The organism is Thalassomonas sp. RHCl1, from assembly GCF_947387555.1.
In the GTDB taxonomy this organism is placed as follows: domain Bacteria; phylum Pseudomonadota; class Gammaproteobacteria; order Enterobacterales; family Alteromonadaceae; genus Thalassomonas.
This window is the reverse complement of record NZ_CANDNZ010000009.1, coordinates 176,394-193,677: the sequence shown is the minus strand read 5'-3', so window position 1 is coordinate 193,677 and position 17,284 is coordinate 176,394. Positions and strand designations below refer to the sequence as shown.

General features: G+C 46.6%; 16 protein-coding genes. 5 read left to right on the top strand and 11 right to left on the bottom strand.

Annotated features, from left to right (window positions below; all coding sequences use genetic code 11):
- The first annotated feature begins 197 nt into the window (after positions 1-197).
- Together QL234_RS22775 and QL234_RS22770 are read left to right on the top strand one after the other, a co-directional pair.
- On the top strand, positions 198-2,195 hold the full coding sequence (locus QL234_RS22775) for an LTA synthase family protein (protein ID WP_281560065.1): 1,998 nt from the start codon (positions 198-200) through the stop codon (positions 2,193-2,195).
- Between the two features lie 63 nt (positions 2,196-2,258).
- Complete coding sequence (locus QL234_RS22770; RefSeq protein ID WP_281560064.1) at positions 2,259-2,666, top strand: diacylglycerol kinase; 408 nt, start codon at positions 2,259-2,261, stop codon at positions 2,664-2,666.
- A 120-nt stretch (positions 2,667-2,786) separates the two neighbouring features.
- On the opposite strand, the gene QL234_RS22765 is transcribed toward QL234_RS22770, so the two are convergent.
- The 4 genes from QL234_RS22765 to dbpA all read right to left on the bottom strand — a co-directional run bounded on the left by QL234_RS22765 (position 2,787) and on the right by dbpA (position 8,446).
- Positions 2,787-4,463, bottom strand: a complete 1,677-nt coding sequence (locus tag QL234_RS22765; RefSeq protein WP_281560063.1) for a phosphoethanolamine--lipid A transferase — start codon at positions 4,461-4,463, stop codon at positions 2,787-2,789.
- Positions 4,464-4,708: 245 nt separating this feature from the next.
- Positions 4,709-6,163: an ATP-binding protein gene (locus tag QL234_RS22760; RefSeq protein ID WP_281560062.1), complete on the bottom strand. Its 1,455-nt coding sequence runs from the start codon at positions 6,161-6,163 to the stop codon at positions 4,709-4,711.
- A 5-nt stretch (positions 6,164-6,168) separates the two neighbouring features.
- Complete coding sequence (locus QL234_RS22755; RefSeq protein WP_281560061.1) at positions 6,169-6,840, bottom strand: response regulator transcription factor; 672 nt, start codon at positions 6,838-6,840, stop codon at positions 6,169-6,171.
- Positions 6,841-7,057: 217 nt separating this feature from the next.
- On the bottom strand, positions 7,058-8,446 hold the full coding sequence (dbpA, locus tag QL234_RS22750) for an ATP-dependent RNA helicase DbpA (RefSeq protein ID WP_281560060.1): 1,389 nt from the start codon (positions 8,444-8,446) through the stop codon (positions 7,058-7,060).
- 209 nt (positions 8,447-8,655) lie between these two features.
- Between dbpA and QL234_RS22745 the strand changes: the two genes are divergently transcribed.
- Positions 8,656-10,125, top strand: a complete 1,470-nt coding sequence (locus QL234_RS22745; protein ID WP_281560059.1) for a diguanylate cyclase — start codon at positions 8,656-8,658, stop codon at positions 10,123-10,125.
- Between the two features lie 24 nt (positions 10,126-10,149).
- Here QL234_RS22745 and QL234_RS22740 read toward each other — a convergent pair whose 3' ends face one another.
- The 7 genes from QL234_RS22740 to QL234_RS22710 all read right to left on the bottom strand — a co-directional run bounded on the left by QL234_RS22740 (position 10,150) and on the right by QL234_RS22710 (position 15,993).
- The gene (locus QL234_RS22740; RefSeq protein WP_281560058.1) at positions 10,150-10,878 is read right to left on the bottom strand and encodes a hypothetical protein; all 729 of its coding nucleotides are present in this window, start codon (positions 10,876-10,878) and stop codon (positions 10,150-10,152) included.
- Between the two features lie 373 nt (positions 10,879-11,251).
- Entirely contained in the window at positions 11,252-11,485 is a 234-nt protein-coding gene (locus tag QL234_RS22735) for a hypothetical protein (RefSeq protein ID WP_281560057.1), read from the bottom strand.
- Between the two features lie 451 nt (positions 11,486-11,936).
- Complete coding sequence (locus QL234_RS22730) at positions 11,937-12,722, bottom strand: hypothetical protein (RefSeq protein ID WP_281560056.1); 786 nt, start codon at positions 12,720-12,722, stop codon at positions 11,937-11,939.
- A 157-nt stretch (positions 12,723-12,879) separates the two neighbouring features.
- Positions 12,880-14,283, bottom strand: coding sequence for an ATP-binding protein (locus QL234_RS22725; protein WP_281560055.1), 1,404 nt, complete (start codon positions 14,281-14,283; stop codon positions 12,880-12,882).
- On the bottom strand, positions 14,280-14,960 hold the full coding sequence (locus tag QL234_RS22720; protein ID WP_281560054.1) for a response regulator transcription factor: 681 nt from the start codon (positions 14,958-14,960) through the stop codon (positions 14,280-14,282). The genes QL234_RS22725 and QL234_RS22720 overlap by 4 nt, the downstream gene beginning before the upstream one ends.
- Positions 14,961-14,963: 3 nt before the next feature.
- Positions 14,964-15,311, bottom strand: coding sequence for a PepSY domain-containing protein (locus tag QL234_RS22715; protein ID WP_281560053.1), 348 nt, complete (start codon positions 15,309-15,311; stop codon positions 14,964-14,966).
- 103 nt (positions 15,312-15,414) lie between these two features.
- On the bottom strand, positions 15,415-15,993 hold the full coding sequence (locus tag QL234_RS22710; protein ID WP_281560052.1) for a glycine zipper 2TM domain-containing protein: 579 nt from the start codon (positions 15,991-15,993) through the stop codon (positions 15,415-15,417).
- A 218-nt stretch (positions 15,994-16,211) separates the two neighbouring features.
- On the opposite strand from QL234_RS22710, the gene QL234_RS22705 reads away from it, so the two are divergent.
- Together QL234_RS22705 and QL234_RS22700 are read left to right on the top strand one after the other, a co-directional pair.
- Positions 16,212-16,694, top strand: coding sequence for an acyl-CoA thioesterase (locus QL234_RS22705; RefSeq protein ID WP_281560051.1), 483 nt, complete (start codon positions 16,212-16,214; stop codon positions 16,692-16,694).
- A gap of 325 nt (positions 16,695-17,019) precedes the next feature.
- Positions 17,020-17,265, top strand: a complete 246-nt coding sequence (locus tag QL234_RS22700; protein ID WP_281560050.1) for a hypothetical protein — start codon at positions 17,020-17,022, stop codon at positions 17,263-17,265.
- Positions 17,266-17,284 lie beyond the last annotated feature (19 nt).

The following is a 17,284-nucleotide window of genomic DNA, read 5'->3' as shown; positions in this document are numbered from 1 at the left end:
TGCCGACCACCTTTTACAGCGCCCGAAACCGGCAAATTCTAGCGCAAATAAGGCTTAAAAACGAACTCCTTTTTGCTTAGCAATATTGAATTTTGCCCTTAAGCGAACCTTAAGTTCGTTTTTATATATTAGCGAGCAAAGTCCTGGCTTTATCGAGTCATGACAGATGTTGAACCTTATATGAAGTACTTGCCGCTATGAAGACCAAATCAATCTCTGCCGCTCACTTACCTAAAAGCGTCTTTTCTTGCTTTTCACCTTTTGTGCAATTTTTCCTGTTGTCACTGGTTTTTTTATCTCTTAGCCGTTTGCTGTTAATGAGCTGGCAAATCCAGCGTATTGCAGGCAGTGACAGCTGGAGTGAAGTCTTCCTCCAGGGAATACGCATAGATATTTCCAGCCTTTGCTGGTTGCTGGCTTTGCCGGTATTGGCCAGTATTTTATTTTCCGGCAGCAAAACCCTGTCCGGGTATCTTTACCATGCCAACCGCTGTTATCTCACCCTGGTACTCACTTTTATTGTCTTTATGGAAGTGGCCACCCCGGCTTTTATTCTTGAATATGATCTGCGGCCAAACCGCCTGTTTCTGGAATATCTCGATTATCCCAAAGAAGTCTTTTCCATGCTGGCCAGGGGGCATTTATTTTCCCTGGTGTGCGGGGGGCTGGCGCTGATAATCAGCGGTTATTTCGGCTGGCGCTGGACCAGCAAACTGTTTCGGGCGAGATGTTATCATCCGGGCCTGAGCCGCTACCTTGCCGGCATCTTTATGGTGCTGGTGGTATTTTTAGGTGCACGCTCCACCTTGGGCCACAGACCGATAAATCCGGCCATGGTATATTTTTCCAATGATCCCCTGGTCAATGCCCTGATCCTTAATTCTGCCTACTCGGTCGCCTTTGCCGCCAAACAGCTGGCGGGGGAAGTTAACAGTACCGAGCTCTACGGCCAGCTGAGCGAAGAAGTCATTATTGACAATATCCGGACATTTAAGCAAATGACCCCGGAAGACGTCGTTGACGACAAGCTGCCTTCTTTAAGCAAACAAAGAGCGACTTACCGCGGTCCGAAAAAGAACCTGGTGATTATTTTACAGGAAAGCCTGGGGGCCAGGTTTGTCGGCTCCCTCGGGGGTCTGCCGTTAACCCCTAACCTGGACAGTTTAAGCCGGCAAGCCTGGACATTTAATAATATGTTTGCCACCGGCACCCGCTCGGTGCGGGGCATAGAAGCGGTGATGACAGGTTTTACCCCGACGCCGGATCGGGCAGTGGTGAAACGGGACAAGTCCCAGTCAAACTTTTTCACTTTGGCAGAACTGCTGAAACGCCAGGGATATTACACCCAGTTTATCTATGGCGGGGAAAGCCACTTTGATAATATGAAAAGCTTTTTCCTCGGCAACGGCGTCACCGATATTCACGATCTGGATAAATTTACTAAGCCCAATTTTATCGGCTCCTGGGGGGCCTCGGATGAAGACTTATTCAATGAAGCGGACAAGTCCTTCACCCGATTGCATCAAAACCGCCAGCCATTTTTCAGCTTTGTCTTTACCTCCAGTAACCACGACCCTTTTGAATTTCCCGAAAAACGCATCACACCGCTGCAATACAGCAAGCAGGAAAAGCAAGAATACGGCGACAAAGAGCTGGCCCGCCATCGGGCGATTCAATATGCCGACTACTCCCTGGGACAGTTTTTCGAAAAGGCAAAAAAATCAGATTATTATCAAGATACCGTCTTTTTAGTGATCGCCGATCACGACGCCCGGGCTTTTGGCCAGGATCTGGTACCGATCCAGTCGTTTCATATTCCGGCACTGATCTTAGGGCAGGATATAACCCCTAAACAAAGTCAGTATATCGCCAGCCAGATAGATATGGCGCCGACCTTGCTGTCCCTGATAGGTGTGGATAATGAAAACCCTATGCTGGGTCGGGATCTAACCCGGGTAGCAGCGGATTATCAGGGGCGCGCCATGATGCAGTATGCCGATAACTTTGCCCTGCTCGAACATGATGAAGTGACGATATTACAACCGGGAAAACCGGCGTCTTTTTTTGATTTCGAGCGCAGTTCATTTCGTTTATCACCGGCAACAGTTTTCGAGTCCGGCAGGGAAATACGTGCCTTATCCCTGTCTTTATGGGGCTCGCTTGCCTACCATAATAACCTGTATCGCTTACAATAATTAACAATTTGCCACCATAAAAGCACAGCCTTGGCTTTTTTATTGATAAATAAAGAAGATATAATGAAACCACAAATGATTGCTAAAAATAACGATATGAACAAACCCAACGGCTCAGGACTGACACGCATCTTTAAAGCAGCCCATTGCTCCATCAAAGGCTTTAAATCGGCTTTTATCCATGAATCCGCCTTTCGCCAGGAGCTTTTCCTGACCGCTTTATTGGTACCCGCTTCTTTTTACCTGGCCCAGTCCAACCTGCACCAGCTGATGTTGATCGCCACCTTATTTTTTGTACTGTTTGCAGAAATTATCAATTCTGCGCTGGAAGCGCTGGCGGATAAAATCACGTTAGAGCATGACGAACTTATCGGCCGCGCCAAAGATTTAGGCTCTTCCGCGGTATTTCTGGCCATTTCCCTGCTGGTGCTGGTCTGGGCGGAGGCACTCTACACTAAATTTACAGGCTAGCGGGCGGCTGATGATTCACTGTTTGAACATGATGATTTTCCCAAGCGCAACGGTTAGCCGCCGTAGCGGGAAAAATTAGGTGGCAAAGCCGTAAGCCTGCTTAGAACAAAATCTTCATTGTCACCACCATCCATCCCGCCCCGAAATTTTCGTTAATCTCAGATCTGTACGGCAGCCGGAAAAAATATCCAGCGCCTGGTTATAAGTGCTCGACGCTATATTTAACAGGCCCAGCATACTATGGAAAATATTATCGTGATCATAGGCTTGTTTTGACAGCTGCTGCCAACAGCTCTTTTCGGCTAAAACCTGTTTATCCGCCTGCCACCATAACATGGGAATATGCTTTTGCTCCTTAGGGGCCAATGCATAAGGAAAGCCGTGTAGGTAACTGCCCTTCTCCCCCAGGGATTCACCGTGATCCGAAACATAAAGCAAGTTAGCCTTGATATCCCGGGGCAGCAAGGTCAACTGTTTGATAATCTTTGCCAGGACAAAATCGGTATAGGCAATGGTATTGTCATAGGTATTGATCAGCGCCTGTTGGCTGCAGTTTTGGATATCACTGCGCCGACAGTCCGGTAAAAACAAAGCGTGCTCTTTTGGATAACGCCGGTAATAGGTGGGGCCGTGTGAGCCTATCATATGCAAGACAATCAGGGTGCTTGGCTGCTCTAAGCGGGCAAGCTTTTCTGTTAACGGCTCAAGTAATATTTCATCAAAACAATAATCACCATCGCATAATGCATGGCTTTCATCCGGTTTAATACGTTTATTATTAACGCGTTTACATACCCCCTGGCAGCCGCTGTTATTATCCAGCCATAACACATCAACCCCGGCAAGCCGGGCCAAGTCCAGCAGGTTTTGCTGGCTCTGGGCTTTACGTTTACTAAAGTCCTCCCTGGGCAATGCGGAAAACATGCAGGGGACAGATACCGCGGTGGCCGTGCCGCAAGAGTGCATATTGGCAAAAGACAACAGCTGCAGCTTTTCGGTATAGGGGTTGGTGTTTTTTTCATAGCCGTTATAGGCAAAACTCTTTGCCCGCGCGGTTTCCCCCACCACCATCACAGTCACATTTTTCTCCCGGGGCAATACCGGGAGTTGCTGTGGACTTTCATCGAGGATCTTAAAAACCAGAGGTTCGGACAAGTAATTGCGATTGATATATTTATAACTGCTGCTCAGGTATTGAAACGGTATCAAGTGTTTTTTTAAAGCACTGTTATTACGGCCAACCGCGGCATAGTTGGGATAAAAGCCATAAGCGATCACGGCGATGGCGCTGACACTTAATATCACCAGTTTAAACCGCTGCCCGACTTCCCTGCCCCAGGGCTGGTGGTTTACTTTCACTTTAAGCAGCCAGAGTGCGGGAAAGATAGCAAAAACAAGCAAAAACAACATGATATAGATATTGAGATAAGAGAGAGCTTCCGCGGTATGGCTTTCAAAAGCATTTTGGATCATGCCGTAATCAAACACCACGCCATAAGTCACATCAGCATAAAACACCATGGAGGAAAGCAGCACCAGGGTGATCAGCAAAGGCTTAAACACGGACTTAACAAAAACCAGCGACAATAAAGAAAATAACAACACCACTAATGCCAGCAACAATAAGGGCACAGAGAGCAAAAAGAACGGGTTATAGGTTTCCAGCGACACGATGGCAGTTAATGACCCTCTGACAAAAGTGAAGTTGAACACAGCAACAAAATAAATACTGATAAGTAATATTAACTGGTTAACGGTAAAGGTCCGGGTTAAGCCCAAATAAGCCAATGCTTTCATGAAAATGATCACCTTGCTAAAAATGTTTCAGACGGTTTCAGCCGTAAATAAATACAAGAGATGGCAAGTTCGGCATAAATAATCGAATACTTCAGGAGGTATAAAACGACTGAGCAGCTCCGCTTGCCGGATACTGCACAGGGTAAAAGAAGAAACTTAGTGTTTTCTGACCTTAAACTGAATGTTTGCTGAAGGTATTTTCAAGCCCGCGAAAAGACTTAGAGGGGGCCTTGGACATAAGCAGGTTATATTTCCAAAGTAAAGACAATACCGGGTTTTTTCCTATCAAGGGTAATAAGCTCTACGGTTATCTTGCCGCCAATATGTTCACAGAAGGATTTGACAATAGCCAGCCCAAGGCCAAAGTGATCCGTGGCGGTTCTGGCGCTGTCGAGTTGCCATAAAGGTTCAAAAAAATGATTAAGTGCTTGTGCCGAAATCACCTGGGTCAGTTCATTCGACACCGCCAGGCGGATTTTGCCGCTTTCAGCCTGGTTAAGCTCAATAAGCACCCGGCTGCCCTCGGGACTATAAAATAAGGCATTATCGAGTAAGTTTTTAACAACGGTTTCCAGGGCAAAAGCATTACTGGTAATAACGGCTGCTAAATGATCGCCGGCAAAAATAACACGATGCCCACACCCAGGATATTTACAGGTTAATCCGGTTACTAAGCCCTGGATGAATGTTAAACACTGAATTTCCTGCTGGTTATCTTTTCGGCTGCTTTTGGGGCCATTCTGGCTTTTATGCCAAAGCAGGATATTGTTAACGATGTTTTTCAAACGCTCGCCTATGGCCAGCACATCCGGCTGAAAGCCTTCGCTTAATTCCTTTTCATGGGGGAATTTAATGGCCACTTCCGTCAAATTGATCAGCTCGGTGATCGGCGTTTTAAGCTCGTGGGCAATATCTGAGGTAAGCCTTTGTTCATTCTGATATAAACGGGTATTTTGCTCAATAAAGCGATTAAGCTCATTCACCATAGGAAGCAGCTCCGCCGGTGGCTTATCCATCTGCAGCTTATTACCGCTGCTACGTATATCTATGGTTTTTAACTGGTGGTTAAGTTCATTCAGGGGCATTAGTCCCCGGGTAATGATCTTGCCGACCAGGTAACGTACCACCACCACAGTAGCGATACAGGCCAGCAGAAAAGCAAAGTCCACCAGGCGTAAAATAGCATTAAGATCTTCTGTGCTCACGGCCAATGCCAGGTACATGGAAGTACGCTCACTGTCACTAAGGCGGGCCTTGCTCCGGCGCTCTCTTTCATCCATATCCACTTGTGGCATAAAATGAATAAGCACTTCCCGCCCGGCCCGTCCGTCAGGTAAGCTGATATCCATAAATAGATGGCTATTTAATGGCAACTCAGTTTTAGGCAGTTGATTGACTTTATAAAACCCTAATGAACCGGACTTCTCAAAAGTCTGGTTATTACGCCAAAACTGAAAATACTCGGTATCGGTTCGCGATGAAAACTCCGGCATAAATTCATCGGCAAACATAAAATCCACCCCTTCGGATTCTTCTTCGACCAAAGTGATCAGGCTGTTGGCCTCATGTAACAGGGTTTTATTAAATTGTACCTCCAGCAAACCATCAACACTTAAGTCTGTCATCAATAAAATAGCCACTAAGATCACCGAAATAATAATGCTGATGGATCTCACCAGGCGGTTTTTAATGGAATGCATGGTCATCAGTTAGCGGCGATATAACCAAAACCCCGTTTAGTTTTCACCGGTAAATCCCCCCCTAAGCCTTTGATCTTTTTCCGGGCAGAGGAAAGATGCGCTTCAATAGAGTTTTTTGAAATTACATCGTACTGGCCAACAATATATTCACTGAGTTTTTCCGGACTGATCACCTTGTTTTGGTTGGAAAACAGGCATTCGATGATCTTATATTCATTGGGGGTTAATCCCACCTTGTCATTGCCAAAAAAAAGCTGCTTCAGGTTGATGTCTAAAGAAAAGTTACTGATGCAAATCTTATTCAACGCCACACAGAGATCGCCGCGCCGCATCAGGTTGACTAGCCGGGCATGGAGTTCATCAAAGGAAAAAGGCTTAGTCATATAATCATCCGCCCCTTCAAGCAGCCCTTTGACTTTATCTTGCGGCAGGTCTTTGGCCGACAGCAATAATACCTTGATATTGCTTTTCGCCTTGCGCAGGGCCTTTAATATCGACAGGCCATCGAGCCCCGGCAACATAATATCTAAGATCAGCAACTGATAATCCCCTGTCAGTGCCATAGATAAGCCCTCGGAGCCGTCGCCGGTATCATCCAGGGTAAAACCCAGGTTAGTTAATCCCAGGCGCAGGCTGCGCCTTAACGATAGGGAGTCTTCAACGATTAATATATTCAATGCGCTACTTCTCTGTTAATTGGAACCAGGCTAATTAGCACTAAGCTAATAGATAAGTAAAACAGATGGCGACTTTATCAATGCAAGCTTAAGGTTGCCTTAAGAGCCGGTGCAAGTTCAAGTGATGAAGTGATAAGAGCAAAAGAAGTAAGCAAAGTGACAAGTTAATGCCGCCCCGCACCTGAAAAGCGCAAGACGGTATCAACGAAAAGGAAAGCTAATCTTTGACGATACGCACCCTGAAGTTACGTCCTTTCATCTTACCTTTTTCCAGCTTTCTTAACGCCGGGGTTACGGCATTTTTCGCCACCGCGACATAGGCAAAAAAGTCAAAGACATTGATTTTTCCCACCTGGTCACCGCGAATGCCTTTCTCACCGGTTAAGGCCCCTAAGATATCCCCCGGACGTAATTTTTGTTTCTTGCCGCCGTCAATCAGCAGAGTCGTCATCAGGGGAGCGGCCGGTTTATTGGCAAGCACACCCGCATCAGGCAAAGTTTCGCCTGCTATGGTGCGATCTAAGTAATCTTCCAGTAAAGCAAGCTTATAACTTTCCTTGTCGCTGTAAAAAGAATAAGCATGCCCTTTACTACCGGCACGTCCGGTGCGGCCGATACGGTGCACATGTACTTCACTGTCGCGGGCAATATGATAATTAAACACCGCATCCAGGGCTTCAATATCCAGTCCGCGGGCGGCAACATCTGTAGCCACCAGGATATTGGCACTTTTATTGGCAAAACGGATCAGGGCTTTATCCCTGTCTCTTTGCTCTAAATCACCGTGCAGGGCTAATACGCTAAAACCGTAATTATGCAGTTCATCCGCAACTTCCTGTACTTCTCTTTTGGTATTACAAAAGACCACGGAAGAAGCCGGGTTATGGGCCAGGAGCAACAAACGCAGGGCTTCCAGCCGCTGCCGGTTATCTTCTACCTGGTAAAAGTGCTGGCTGATACTGCTATTATCATGAGTTGCCGCTACTTTCACCATCACGGGATTTGTCATCACAGCGCCGGCAATGGCTTTGATCTGCGCGGGATAAGTGGCACTGAACAGTAAGTTCTGACGCTTTTTCGGCGCCTGTTCAATGATGGCCTCCAGGGAGGGTGCAAAGCCCATTTCCAGCATGCGGTCAGCTTCATCGAGCACTAAAGTGGTAACATTATCAAGATTCAAAGTGCCTTTGCGCACATGTTCTTCCACCCGCCCCGGTGTACCCACCACGATATGGGCACCGTGCTCCAGGGAGCCTATTTGCGGGCCAAAAGGCATGCCGCCACATAAGGTTAATACCTTGATATTATGTATGGTACGCGCCAATTTACGGATTTCTTTCGCTACCTGGTCCGCCAGCTCCCGGGTTGGACATAACACCAGCGACTGGATACGAAAACGCTTAACATTAAGCTGCTGCAATAACCCCAAAGAAAACGCCGCCGTCTTACCCGAGCCGGTTTTCCCCTGGGCAATCACATCTTTGCCCGCCAGGATATCGGGTAAACTCTGCGCCTGGATCGCCGTCATGGCCTGATAACCTAAGCTGCTTAAATTCTCTTGCAGCTCAATACGTAATTTAAGGGATGAAAAAGCGGTACTACTCAAAATAAAGATCCTGTTCGGGGCACGGTTTAAGCACTAAAGACGGTAGCGGCACACAGCAACAAAGCAGAGCTGTAAACCGACGCAGCGCAGTAGCGAAAATGAGCCGGCGATTATACCTATGCCGCCAAGACAAGTACAAGGATTAATCACTTTCGCAAGGAAATACGCCTTGGGCTATAGTGAATAGAATCTAGGTTTGGATGTAAAAGATGTTATTTGTTCCCCTGTTAGTCATCATTTTCCTGCTCGCTGCCCCGGTAAGTGCCAATGTTGTTAACCTCACCGCGGATGAGCAGGCCTGGCTACAGCAACATCCAAAAATTCGTATTGCCGGTGATCCCGACTATGCCCCGTTCGAATTTCGCAATTCCCGGGGGGAGCTGATGGGAATTTCCCAGGACATACTCGGTTACTGCCTGGATGTGTTAGCAATTGAACTGGTTGAGGTGCCAACCCATAGTTGGAAACAGGCACAAGACCACCTCAATGCCGGGACAGCAGATCTGCTCACTGTCGCCAGTCAAACCACACAACGGGATAAATACCTGACCTTCAGCCAGCCTTATCTATACCTGCCGGTGGTGATCCTCACCCGCAATGATATTAACCGACAACTCTCCCTGAAAGATCTATATGGCCTGACGTTGATCACTGTTTATGGGTTTGGCGTCAATGAATACCTGGAGCAGTTTAGCGATAAAATCAACCTGGTTTATGCCCGTTCCACCGCAGAAGCCCTGCAGAAACTTTCCTTTGGCAGCGCAGATGCCATGCTGCTCAACCTGGGTACCGCCAGCTATCAGATACAGGCATTAAAACTCACCAATTTGCGGGTTTCCGGGGAGATAGATTATACCTACCAGCTTGCCTTTGCCGTGCGTAGCGAGCTTAGCCCTTTGATCCCCATCCTCGATAAAGTCCTGGCGGCTATGCCACCCGGGCAAAAACAGCAATTTATTAGCAAATGGATCAGCTTAGAGCAAGACATGTGGCGTCCCAGTAAATACCAGACGCTAATGACCATAGCCATCATTACCGCCCTGGGATTTGCCCTGATGTGTGCCTTATACCTGTCCCTTAACCACACTCTCACCGCGCAAAATAAGGCCCTGGAGCAAAAATCCCTGCTACTGGAAAAAGAAATTGAAGAGCGTAAATTATTAGAAATACAGCTAAAGGAGCAGGTATTTCAGGACGATCTCACAGGTTTGGCCAACCGGAGAAAATTACTGGAAAGAGTGGCGTTGGAATGGCCAAGATCCCTGAGAGCTTCGCGCCCAATTTCAATTTTGATGTTAGATCTGGATCATTTCAAAATAATCAATGACAGCTTTGGCCATGACATTGGCGACAAGGTATTGAAAAGCATCGCCAATATTTTGCAAGATTCCACCCGGATCACAGATCTGGTGGCGCGCTGGGGCGGTGAAGAATTCGTGTTAATGTTACCGGAAACCGGTCACGACCTTGCTATGGAAATCGCCGAACGTATCCGGGAAAAAGTGGCCGCTACCGAGTTGGCGTTTCAGGACAACAAGGTAAACTTTACCATCAGTATCGGTGTTGCCACCACAGAAAACGGTGAGCCGAGTTTTACCGAATTGTTGAGTATTTCTGATATGGCCCTGTACCAATCTAAAGAGCAGGGACGAAACCGGGTTTCTTCTATTATTATCTAAATAATACCAACCAGGCCCGCGACTTTACCAGATAAACTTGTATTGCAGACCAATGGCCAGGTTATTAACGTCCGAGCGGCGGTACTGGTTGATACGGTATTCACTGACAATAAAGAAATTCTCCACCAGGCGGTAACCCAACTGGGCTTCCATCACCACGGGATTGGCCGGGATCGTTGAAGGCAGATCCTGATTAAAGATATGATCGGCAAACCCCGACAGGTAAAGGCGATCGCTGATATAGGGAAATTTCATCATAAAGGAATGCTCCAGCTGCCAGATATAAGGATCTTCATGATCAAACTGCACCGCATGCCAGTTAATGGAATACTTCAAATGAATACTTTTGAAAAAATCCTGCAAAAACGAAGTATCACTCAAGCGCCAGCGGATACCCAACCTGTGCCTGTCATTATCCTCTCCGGTTCTTAAATTCATTTGCAAGGTGAGATCCAGCGGTGAACTTTCACTGATTTGCCAGCGGATATTCTGCTCGGTATAAAAAGCATCGGCATCTCCTAAACTACCGCTGCCGTCTTGGCTGTAAAAGTTAAGCAGGCTGAAGTAAGAAAACCTGTATCTGAGCTTAGCTGCGGCATTTAAGGTGAATACGCTGTCAGTGTCAACATCGGTTAAATGGGGGTAAAGATTAAAGTCTAAAAAACCGCCCCGGGTATTTTTACTTTGTGCCGATACCTGAGCCATGGCGAAGAAGCAGATAAAGCAAAAACTCCATAAGAATAAAGTTTTCATGCGGTGACAACTCAAGGAAACATTCATATCTTCCCCCGGCTTTGGCGGTTAACCTTTGATTTGATTAACTGTAGTTTAGCTCCGATGCCAGCGCAAACCGGGCAATGATAAGCTTCGGGGTTAACAAATTTATCCGGGGCATTAGTAAAGCGACAATCATCGCTGGTGAAAACTGCCGCTGACAGACATGAATAATGAATATTTAAACAAAAACTGCTGGGAAAAATACTGGGACTCGAGCATCAAAAATTATTATTCAAACAAAAGCTGACGATTAAAAATACTGAGGCTCGAACATCAAAAATTAATTTTTAAGCAAAATGTGCCGATAAAATAACAAAGCAGTTTTCATCAGCCCCCTTATCGGCCCGCTTTATCTGACAGCAAGGCCTAATTCTTTCTGAGCAACCAGACGTAAGACATAACCCAGTTTAAATACACCAGCAAAGATGATGGTTGCAATATGTAAAGCAACTTGCTGGCCGATGCTCAGATACTCATAAAAACCATAAACAGCAAACAATGACAGTAAAGTAACCCCAAGAGCAGACCAAAAGACAACATTACTGATCTTTAACATTTTTTCTAAATCAAATTGCTTATTCATTTTTATGGCCTCTATGCTCAAATTTACTTGTCCGGTTAACCGTCTGACAACTTGTTAACCCGTTTTGTACCTAGTAATACAAGCTTGATGCCAACTCAACTTTATAAGTATATAACAATAACTTACGGAGAAAACTCTCTTGTCACTCACATCAAAGGCTAAGTTCTTTAATTTTCAAACGTCATTAGGACAATAAATATTCCAGCCGGAATTCAAAAAAGAAAAACACAAGATAAGAAATTGAAAAACAAGATAAAAACACAAATAAAAATGCAGTACAGCCTATAAAGCTCATCAAAATAGCCGACAATAACGCCGAAAATTCCGGATTAAACCACAGCTGCCGGATTATCAGGGGACATTTTGACAGCCAGAGCAGTGTCAAAATGACACCAACACTCATTTGAACGGTGTCATCAAGACATAAGTCATGAGCTTATCTGGCTTAATGTTATTGCAACCAATCTTGTCTAAGCGGGGAATGTGGCTGCCATGTAAAGGGCACAGTCGCCTTTAACTCATTCCAGATCTTCTCGGCTCCTGCGGGGTCACGGCGATAGAACCGGTGCGACAGCAAGAGGTGAAAATAGCCGATATGAAAGGCTAGCGGCAAAGCGGTAATTTTCCCCTGATATTGCTCCCTTTCAATAAGTTCATCGCCGACCTGCTCTTCAATCACATAACCGTCAAGCCGGTTTAATGCCAACATTTTAAAGCCCTCTTCGACGCTCAAGTCCATCGGACTTAAAAACCCGCCTTTTTTTAGCATATGGTAAACCACATAACCATAAGGCGCCCCTATACCTGAAGATAAAGCAGAAAACTGCTTTCCGTCCCAACTGAGCCGGCTATTGGCCGGAGTATAAACCCGGTAAATGGCCTTTCGAATCGCACGGCTGTTATCAAGCCTGCCTTGCTTATCACGGGGAAAGCGCCCCCATTTATCACGCTCTTTCATCCAGACGGTGGGGAAAATAACATCGTTTTCACCCGAGATTAAATCCTGGATGCAACGCCCCCAGGAGCGGCGATAAAAAACCGCCTTAAACCCGGCACTCTCCACCGCTTGACTTACTTTATCAATGAAGATATTGCCGCTTATCAGAGTAGATTCACCGCCGGTCGTACTAAGGATCTGAAAGCTTTCAGTTTCATAGCAAAGCCTTAACTCTTTTGCCAAAGCAAAATTGCTGATAAAAAAACAGCATAACCATAACAGCGAGCGGTTGATTTTCAACAGCGCAGCTCCGGGTAATCAAGGTGGTAACTGTAATTATACCCAACCAGATCAAAAATTAGCCTTCAGGGGGATATATAGCATCATCAGCCATTAAAGCAGGCAAATAAGCATCAAAAAATCGACACTGATCAGAACCAGACTTAAAGACTTGTTATTATTTGTTTTTCTCATTAAAGCATAAGCTAAAGCTGGCGCCGCCAAGTTCAACCGACTGCTCAATTAACACCTGCCCCTGATAGCTGGCCACTATATCCCGGATAATTGCCAGCCCTATGCCATGTCCCTGCTCATAAGTATCCGCCCGGGTGCCGCGGTTAAGCACCTTTTCCCGCTGATCTTCACTGATACCCAGGCCGTCATCTTCCACCTTGATCACCAATTGTCCTTCACTGGCACTCCCCCGGATAACCACCTTATGCTTTGCCGCTTTACAGGCGTTATCGAGCATATTGCCCAGCAATTCCATCAGGTCGGCTTCATCCCCTTTAAAGAGCACATCCTCATCCACCAGGACCGAAATGCTCAGATTTTTATGGCGGTAAATTTTCTCCAGGGCAGAGACCAACTTGAGGGCAACCGGTTTGATCAAAATACCCAGGTGCCAGGAAGACTCCCCGGCACTTTGCGCCCGCTTGAGCTGATGCTCTATGGTGCGGTTAATCACAGCGAGTTGCTCATTAAAAACCTCGGGTAATTGTGCCTGGCTTTGCATCACCGCCAGCGGCGTTTTTAGGCTATGGGCCAGGTCGGACAAGGCATTACGATACCTTTGCCTTTGATTTTGCTCCGTGTGCAATAATAAGTTCAGCTGGCTGGCCACTTGCTCCAGCTCCAGCGGATAACGCGCCTGGAGCTGATCGGTTTTGCCCTGCTCCACCGACTGCAATTCTCCTTTTAAGATATGCAGGGGTTTTAAGGTCCAGTTTAACCAGCTCATTTGGATCAGCAGCAACAGGGCCATCAACACCAGCAGCCACAGCCACAACTGGCGTTTAAACTGCCCGGTGATCACCAGCAGATCCGCCTGGTTTTTAATGATATGAATAGTCACGGGAAAAGCTTGCTCGCCATCGCTAAAACTGGCGCTAAAGCTGTAAATTAAATGTTGTTCACCGTTAAGGTAAATTTCCTCAGACAAAGACTGGCCTAATGCCGGCTGCGGAAAAACATAAGGAATATCCAGCCCCAGCAAGGAGTTAGATAGCCATAGTATTTCCTGTCGGGCAGCTTGCTGTTTATCTTCCCCCTCAGCCAGCCCCTTAGTGATCAGCGCGTATAAACCAGACTCAATCACATTAAACTGGTTTTCCAGTAACTGCTCCGGCATCAGTAAATCCTGCTGCTCCACTTCCGCCACCGCTAAGATGGAGTAACTGTAGGCAGCCAGTTCATTATGGATGGCACTCTTGATCTGGGCTTCAAAGGCACTGTTAAGGGTTACCCCGATCAGGGGCAATACCAGCACTATGATCAGCAAAGCACTGAGCCTTAACCGCGCTTTTAGTGACTTGAGTTTCCAGGGAAGTAAGGACGAAAGTTCAGGCAAGTACTTACTCATTTATTGTCAAAAACCTTGAGCTTATAGCCCTGCCCCCGCAGCGTTTCAATAAAGCCATATTCGGCGCCGGGATCGAGTTTTTTCCTTAAGCGCCTGACAAAAACTTCAATGACATTAGAGTCGAGATCAAAGTCCTGATCATAAATATGCTCGGTAAGCTCGGTTTTTGATTTCACCTGCTCCGGATGCAGGGCCAGATATTCCAATAGCTTGTATTCATAACTGGTTAAAGTGATCAACTGTTCATTCACCCATACCTGGGCACTGGAGGTATTCAGGCGCAGCGGACCATTTTCAATCACCGGGCTGGCCTGCCCCACCGAGCGGCGGATCAGGGCATTTAACCGCGCCAGCAATTCTTCACTCTGAAAGGGTTTAGTTAAATAATCATCGGCGCCGGCATCCAATCCCGAGACCTTATCCTGCCAATGATCTCTTGCCGTCAGCACAATAATCGGATAAGACTTGTCAAGCTTACGCAAGGTTTTGATCAAACTGATGCCGTCTAATTTAGGCAAGCCGACATCAATAATCGCGGCATCATAGGGGTATTCCCGCCCTTTAAACAAACCTTCTTCGCCATCACCGGCCACATCCACCGAATATCCGGCGCTGACCAGCTGGCCCTGCAAATTTGCCTGCAAGGCAAGATCATCTTCAACCAACAACAAACGCATAGTTTAATTTCCCTTTATCTTCCCCGAGGAACCATCTACCAGCACGGAAATAATATGACCGTCTTTTTTTAACAGTTTGACCTTATAGCCGGCCTGGCCGTTAACCTTGCTGCTTTGTACTTTCAGTACTTTGCCGCCATAGCGGTTTTTGACCTTTTGTGCCGCCTGCTGCTGGGAAATTTTCCTCGAGGATTTCTTATTACGTTCTTTTTTATTGGCCTTATCCCCCACCGAGGGCAAGTCAACCCCTGGTACCTGATAGCTGCTAATCGCCTCATTTGCCTGGGCCTTATGCTGGCCGAGCGACAAACTTGCCAATAAAAACAACATCAAGAGTAAAACGGATCTCATAAATATTACCTGTACGCGAGCTTCTCACCTGAGTGTAAAAGATTGGCCCTGCTAAATAAAGAACTGATAGTCTTTTGAATTTTCCAGTGATTTAATCCGGCTCCTATACCGGATCCACAGTTACCCTGAGCTTGATCTTTTTGCCCGGGTGATGGCGGGTACGGGTATGGTAGATTTCCCCCTGGTATTTATAAGTCACCTCATAACCGCTAATTTCTTCAAAACTGCTATATTCCCGGCTGCAATGCAGCACCTTGCGGTGACTGGCATGGTGATAGCCCGAATGATTATGACTGTGGCGACTTTTCCGGTAGCTGTGATTGCTGTGGCCGATTTCATTGCCCACCGAACCGCCGATAATTGCCCCGGCAACGGTACCGACCCCTTTAAGATCCGACTTTTTAAATAACACATGACCAACAGTACCGCCGATAACAGCGCCGACAACGGTCGCCGCGACTTCATTGCCGCCATAGTGCCCTGAACTGCTGTGGTGGTGGCTCACCCGGCGCCAGCAGCTGTCGTCATGAATATGCTCTACCCGTACGGTTTGGTAAATAGGAGTAGCGGCGATCACTTTGCCCCTGGCATAAAAACTATCCCCCCTGTGATGACCGGCGCTGGCATTAGCAGCTGTCGCTAACAGTGAAATAGTTATGAAGGCTTTGGTTATAATGTTCATTATTTGCTCCTGAGACAATAACGTCGATAAAGACTTTCTCTGTGTATGATTAATAGCTTAACTGTGGCTAACTGAACTGAAGCTGAACGAAACTGAATAAACCGGAAAAACAGTACCAATATAAAAACAAAAAAAACGCAAAAAACAAAGTAAAGCCAATAACCTAAAATAAAGACAGGCACAGCATAAAAAGTGCGTAATAAGCTGAGGACAAAAAAATGAAAAAGCCACAAAGAGACGTCACCCTGAGATTTCTGGCAGAGCCCCAGGATGTTAATTTTGGCGGCAAGGTACACGGCGGCGCGGTAATGAAATGGATAGATTTAGCCGCCTATGCCTGCGCCGCCGGCTGGAGTGGCCGTTATTGCGTCACCGCCTATGCCGGCGGCATACGGTTTGTGGCCCCGATCCATGTCGGCAGCCTGGTGGAAGTAGCCGCTAAGGTCATTTATACCGGCTCCTCCTCCATGCATATCGCACTGGAAGTTAATGCCTGCGATCCCAAATCCCTCAACCGCCGCCTGACCACCCATTGCATTGTTATCATGGTGGCGGTGGATGAAACCGGACACAAAATAGAAATTCCCAAATGGGTACCGGAAACCGAAGCCGATAAAAAACAGCATCAAAGTGCCCTTAAACTGATGGAAATGCGTAAACAAATCAGCGACGAAATGCAGATCTACCTCGAAGAGGAATAATTTTTACCATCAGTCGCTGATGATATGCCGCCCTGCATTTGTCTGCACTGCAGTCGGCATACTTTTGCCGCCCTCAAGACTTATTCGCCGGTTTTTTCATTATTTTTCCGGCAAAGTTTTCGCCAATTCTTTCAAAAACCGCCATCATTTTTTGTCAACGCCGGTGCTGACAGGAGAAAATATTTATCTCTCTCAAATACAACGAAATAAAGCAAGCGAGAAATCAGCAACTTATTACAGATATGCTCAAGCACCTTGTTTATTGGCCTTAAACCTGCACTTCCTAACAAGCGTAAAAGAAGTAAAGCCAACAGAGGTACCAGCGATGACGTTACCCAAAAGTCAAAAAGAATCGAACTTAAGCGTACGTATTTATCTGTATATTATCGGCCTGATGTGCTTAAGCGCCAATGTCTGGTTCGCTTACGAGCTGGATAAACAGCAGCAGATCCGGGAAATCACCCGCGCATCCCAGATAACACAGCATTTTACCCGGGAAGATAACAACACCCTGGCAGCCGTGATATCCGCCGAAACAGTGCACAGCAGCAATCACTCCCCCTTAAACTAATACACCCCGGCAAAGAAAA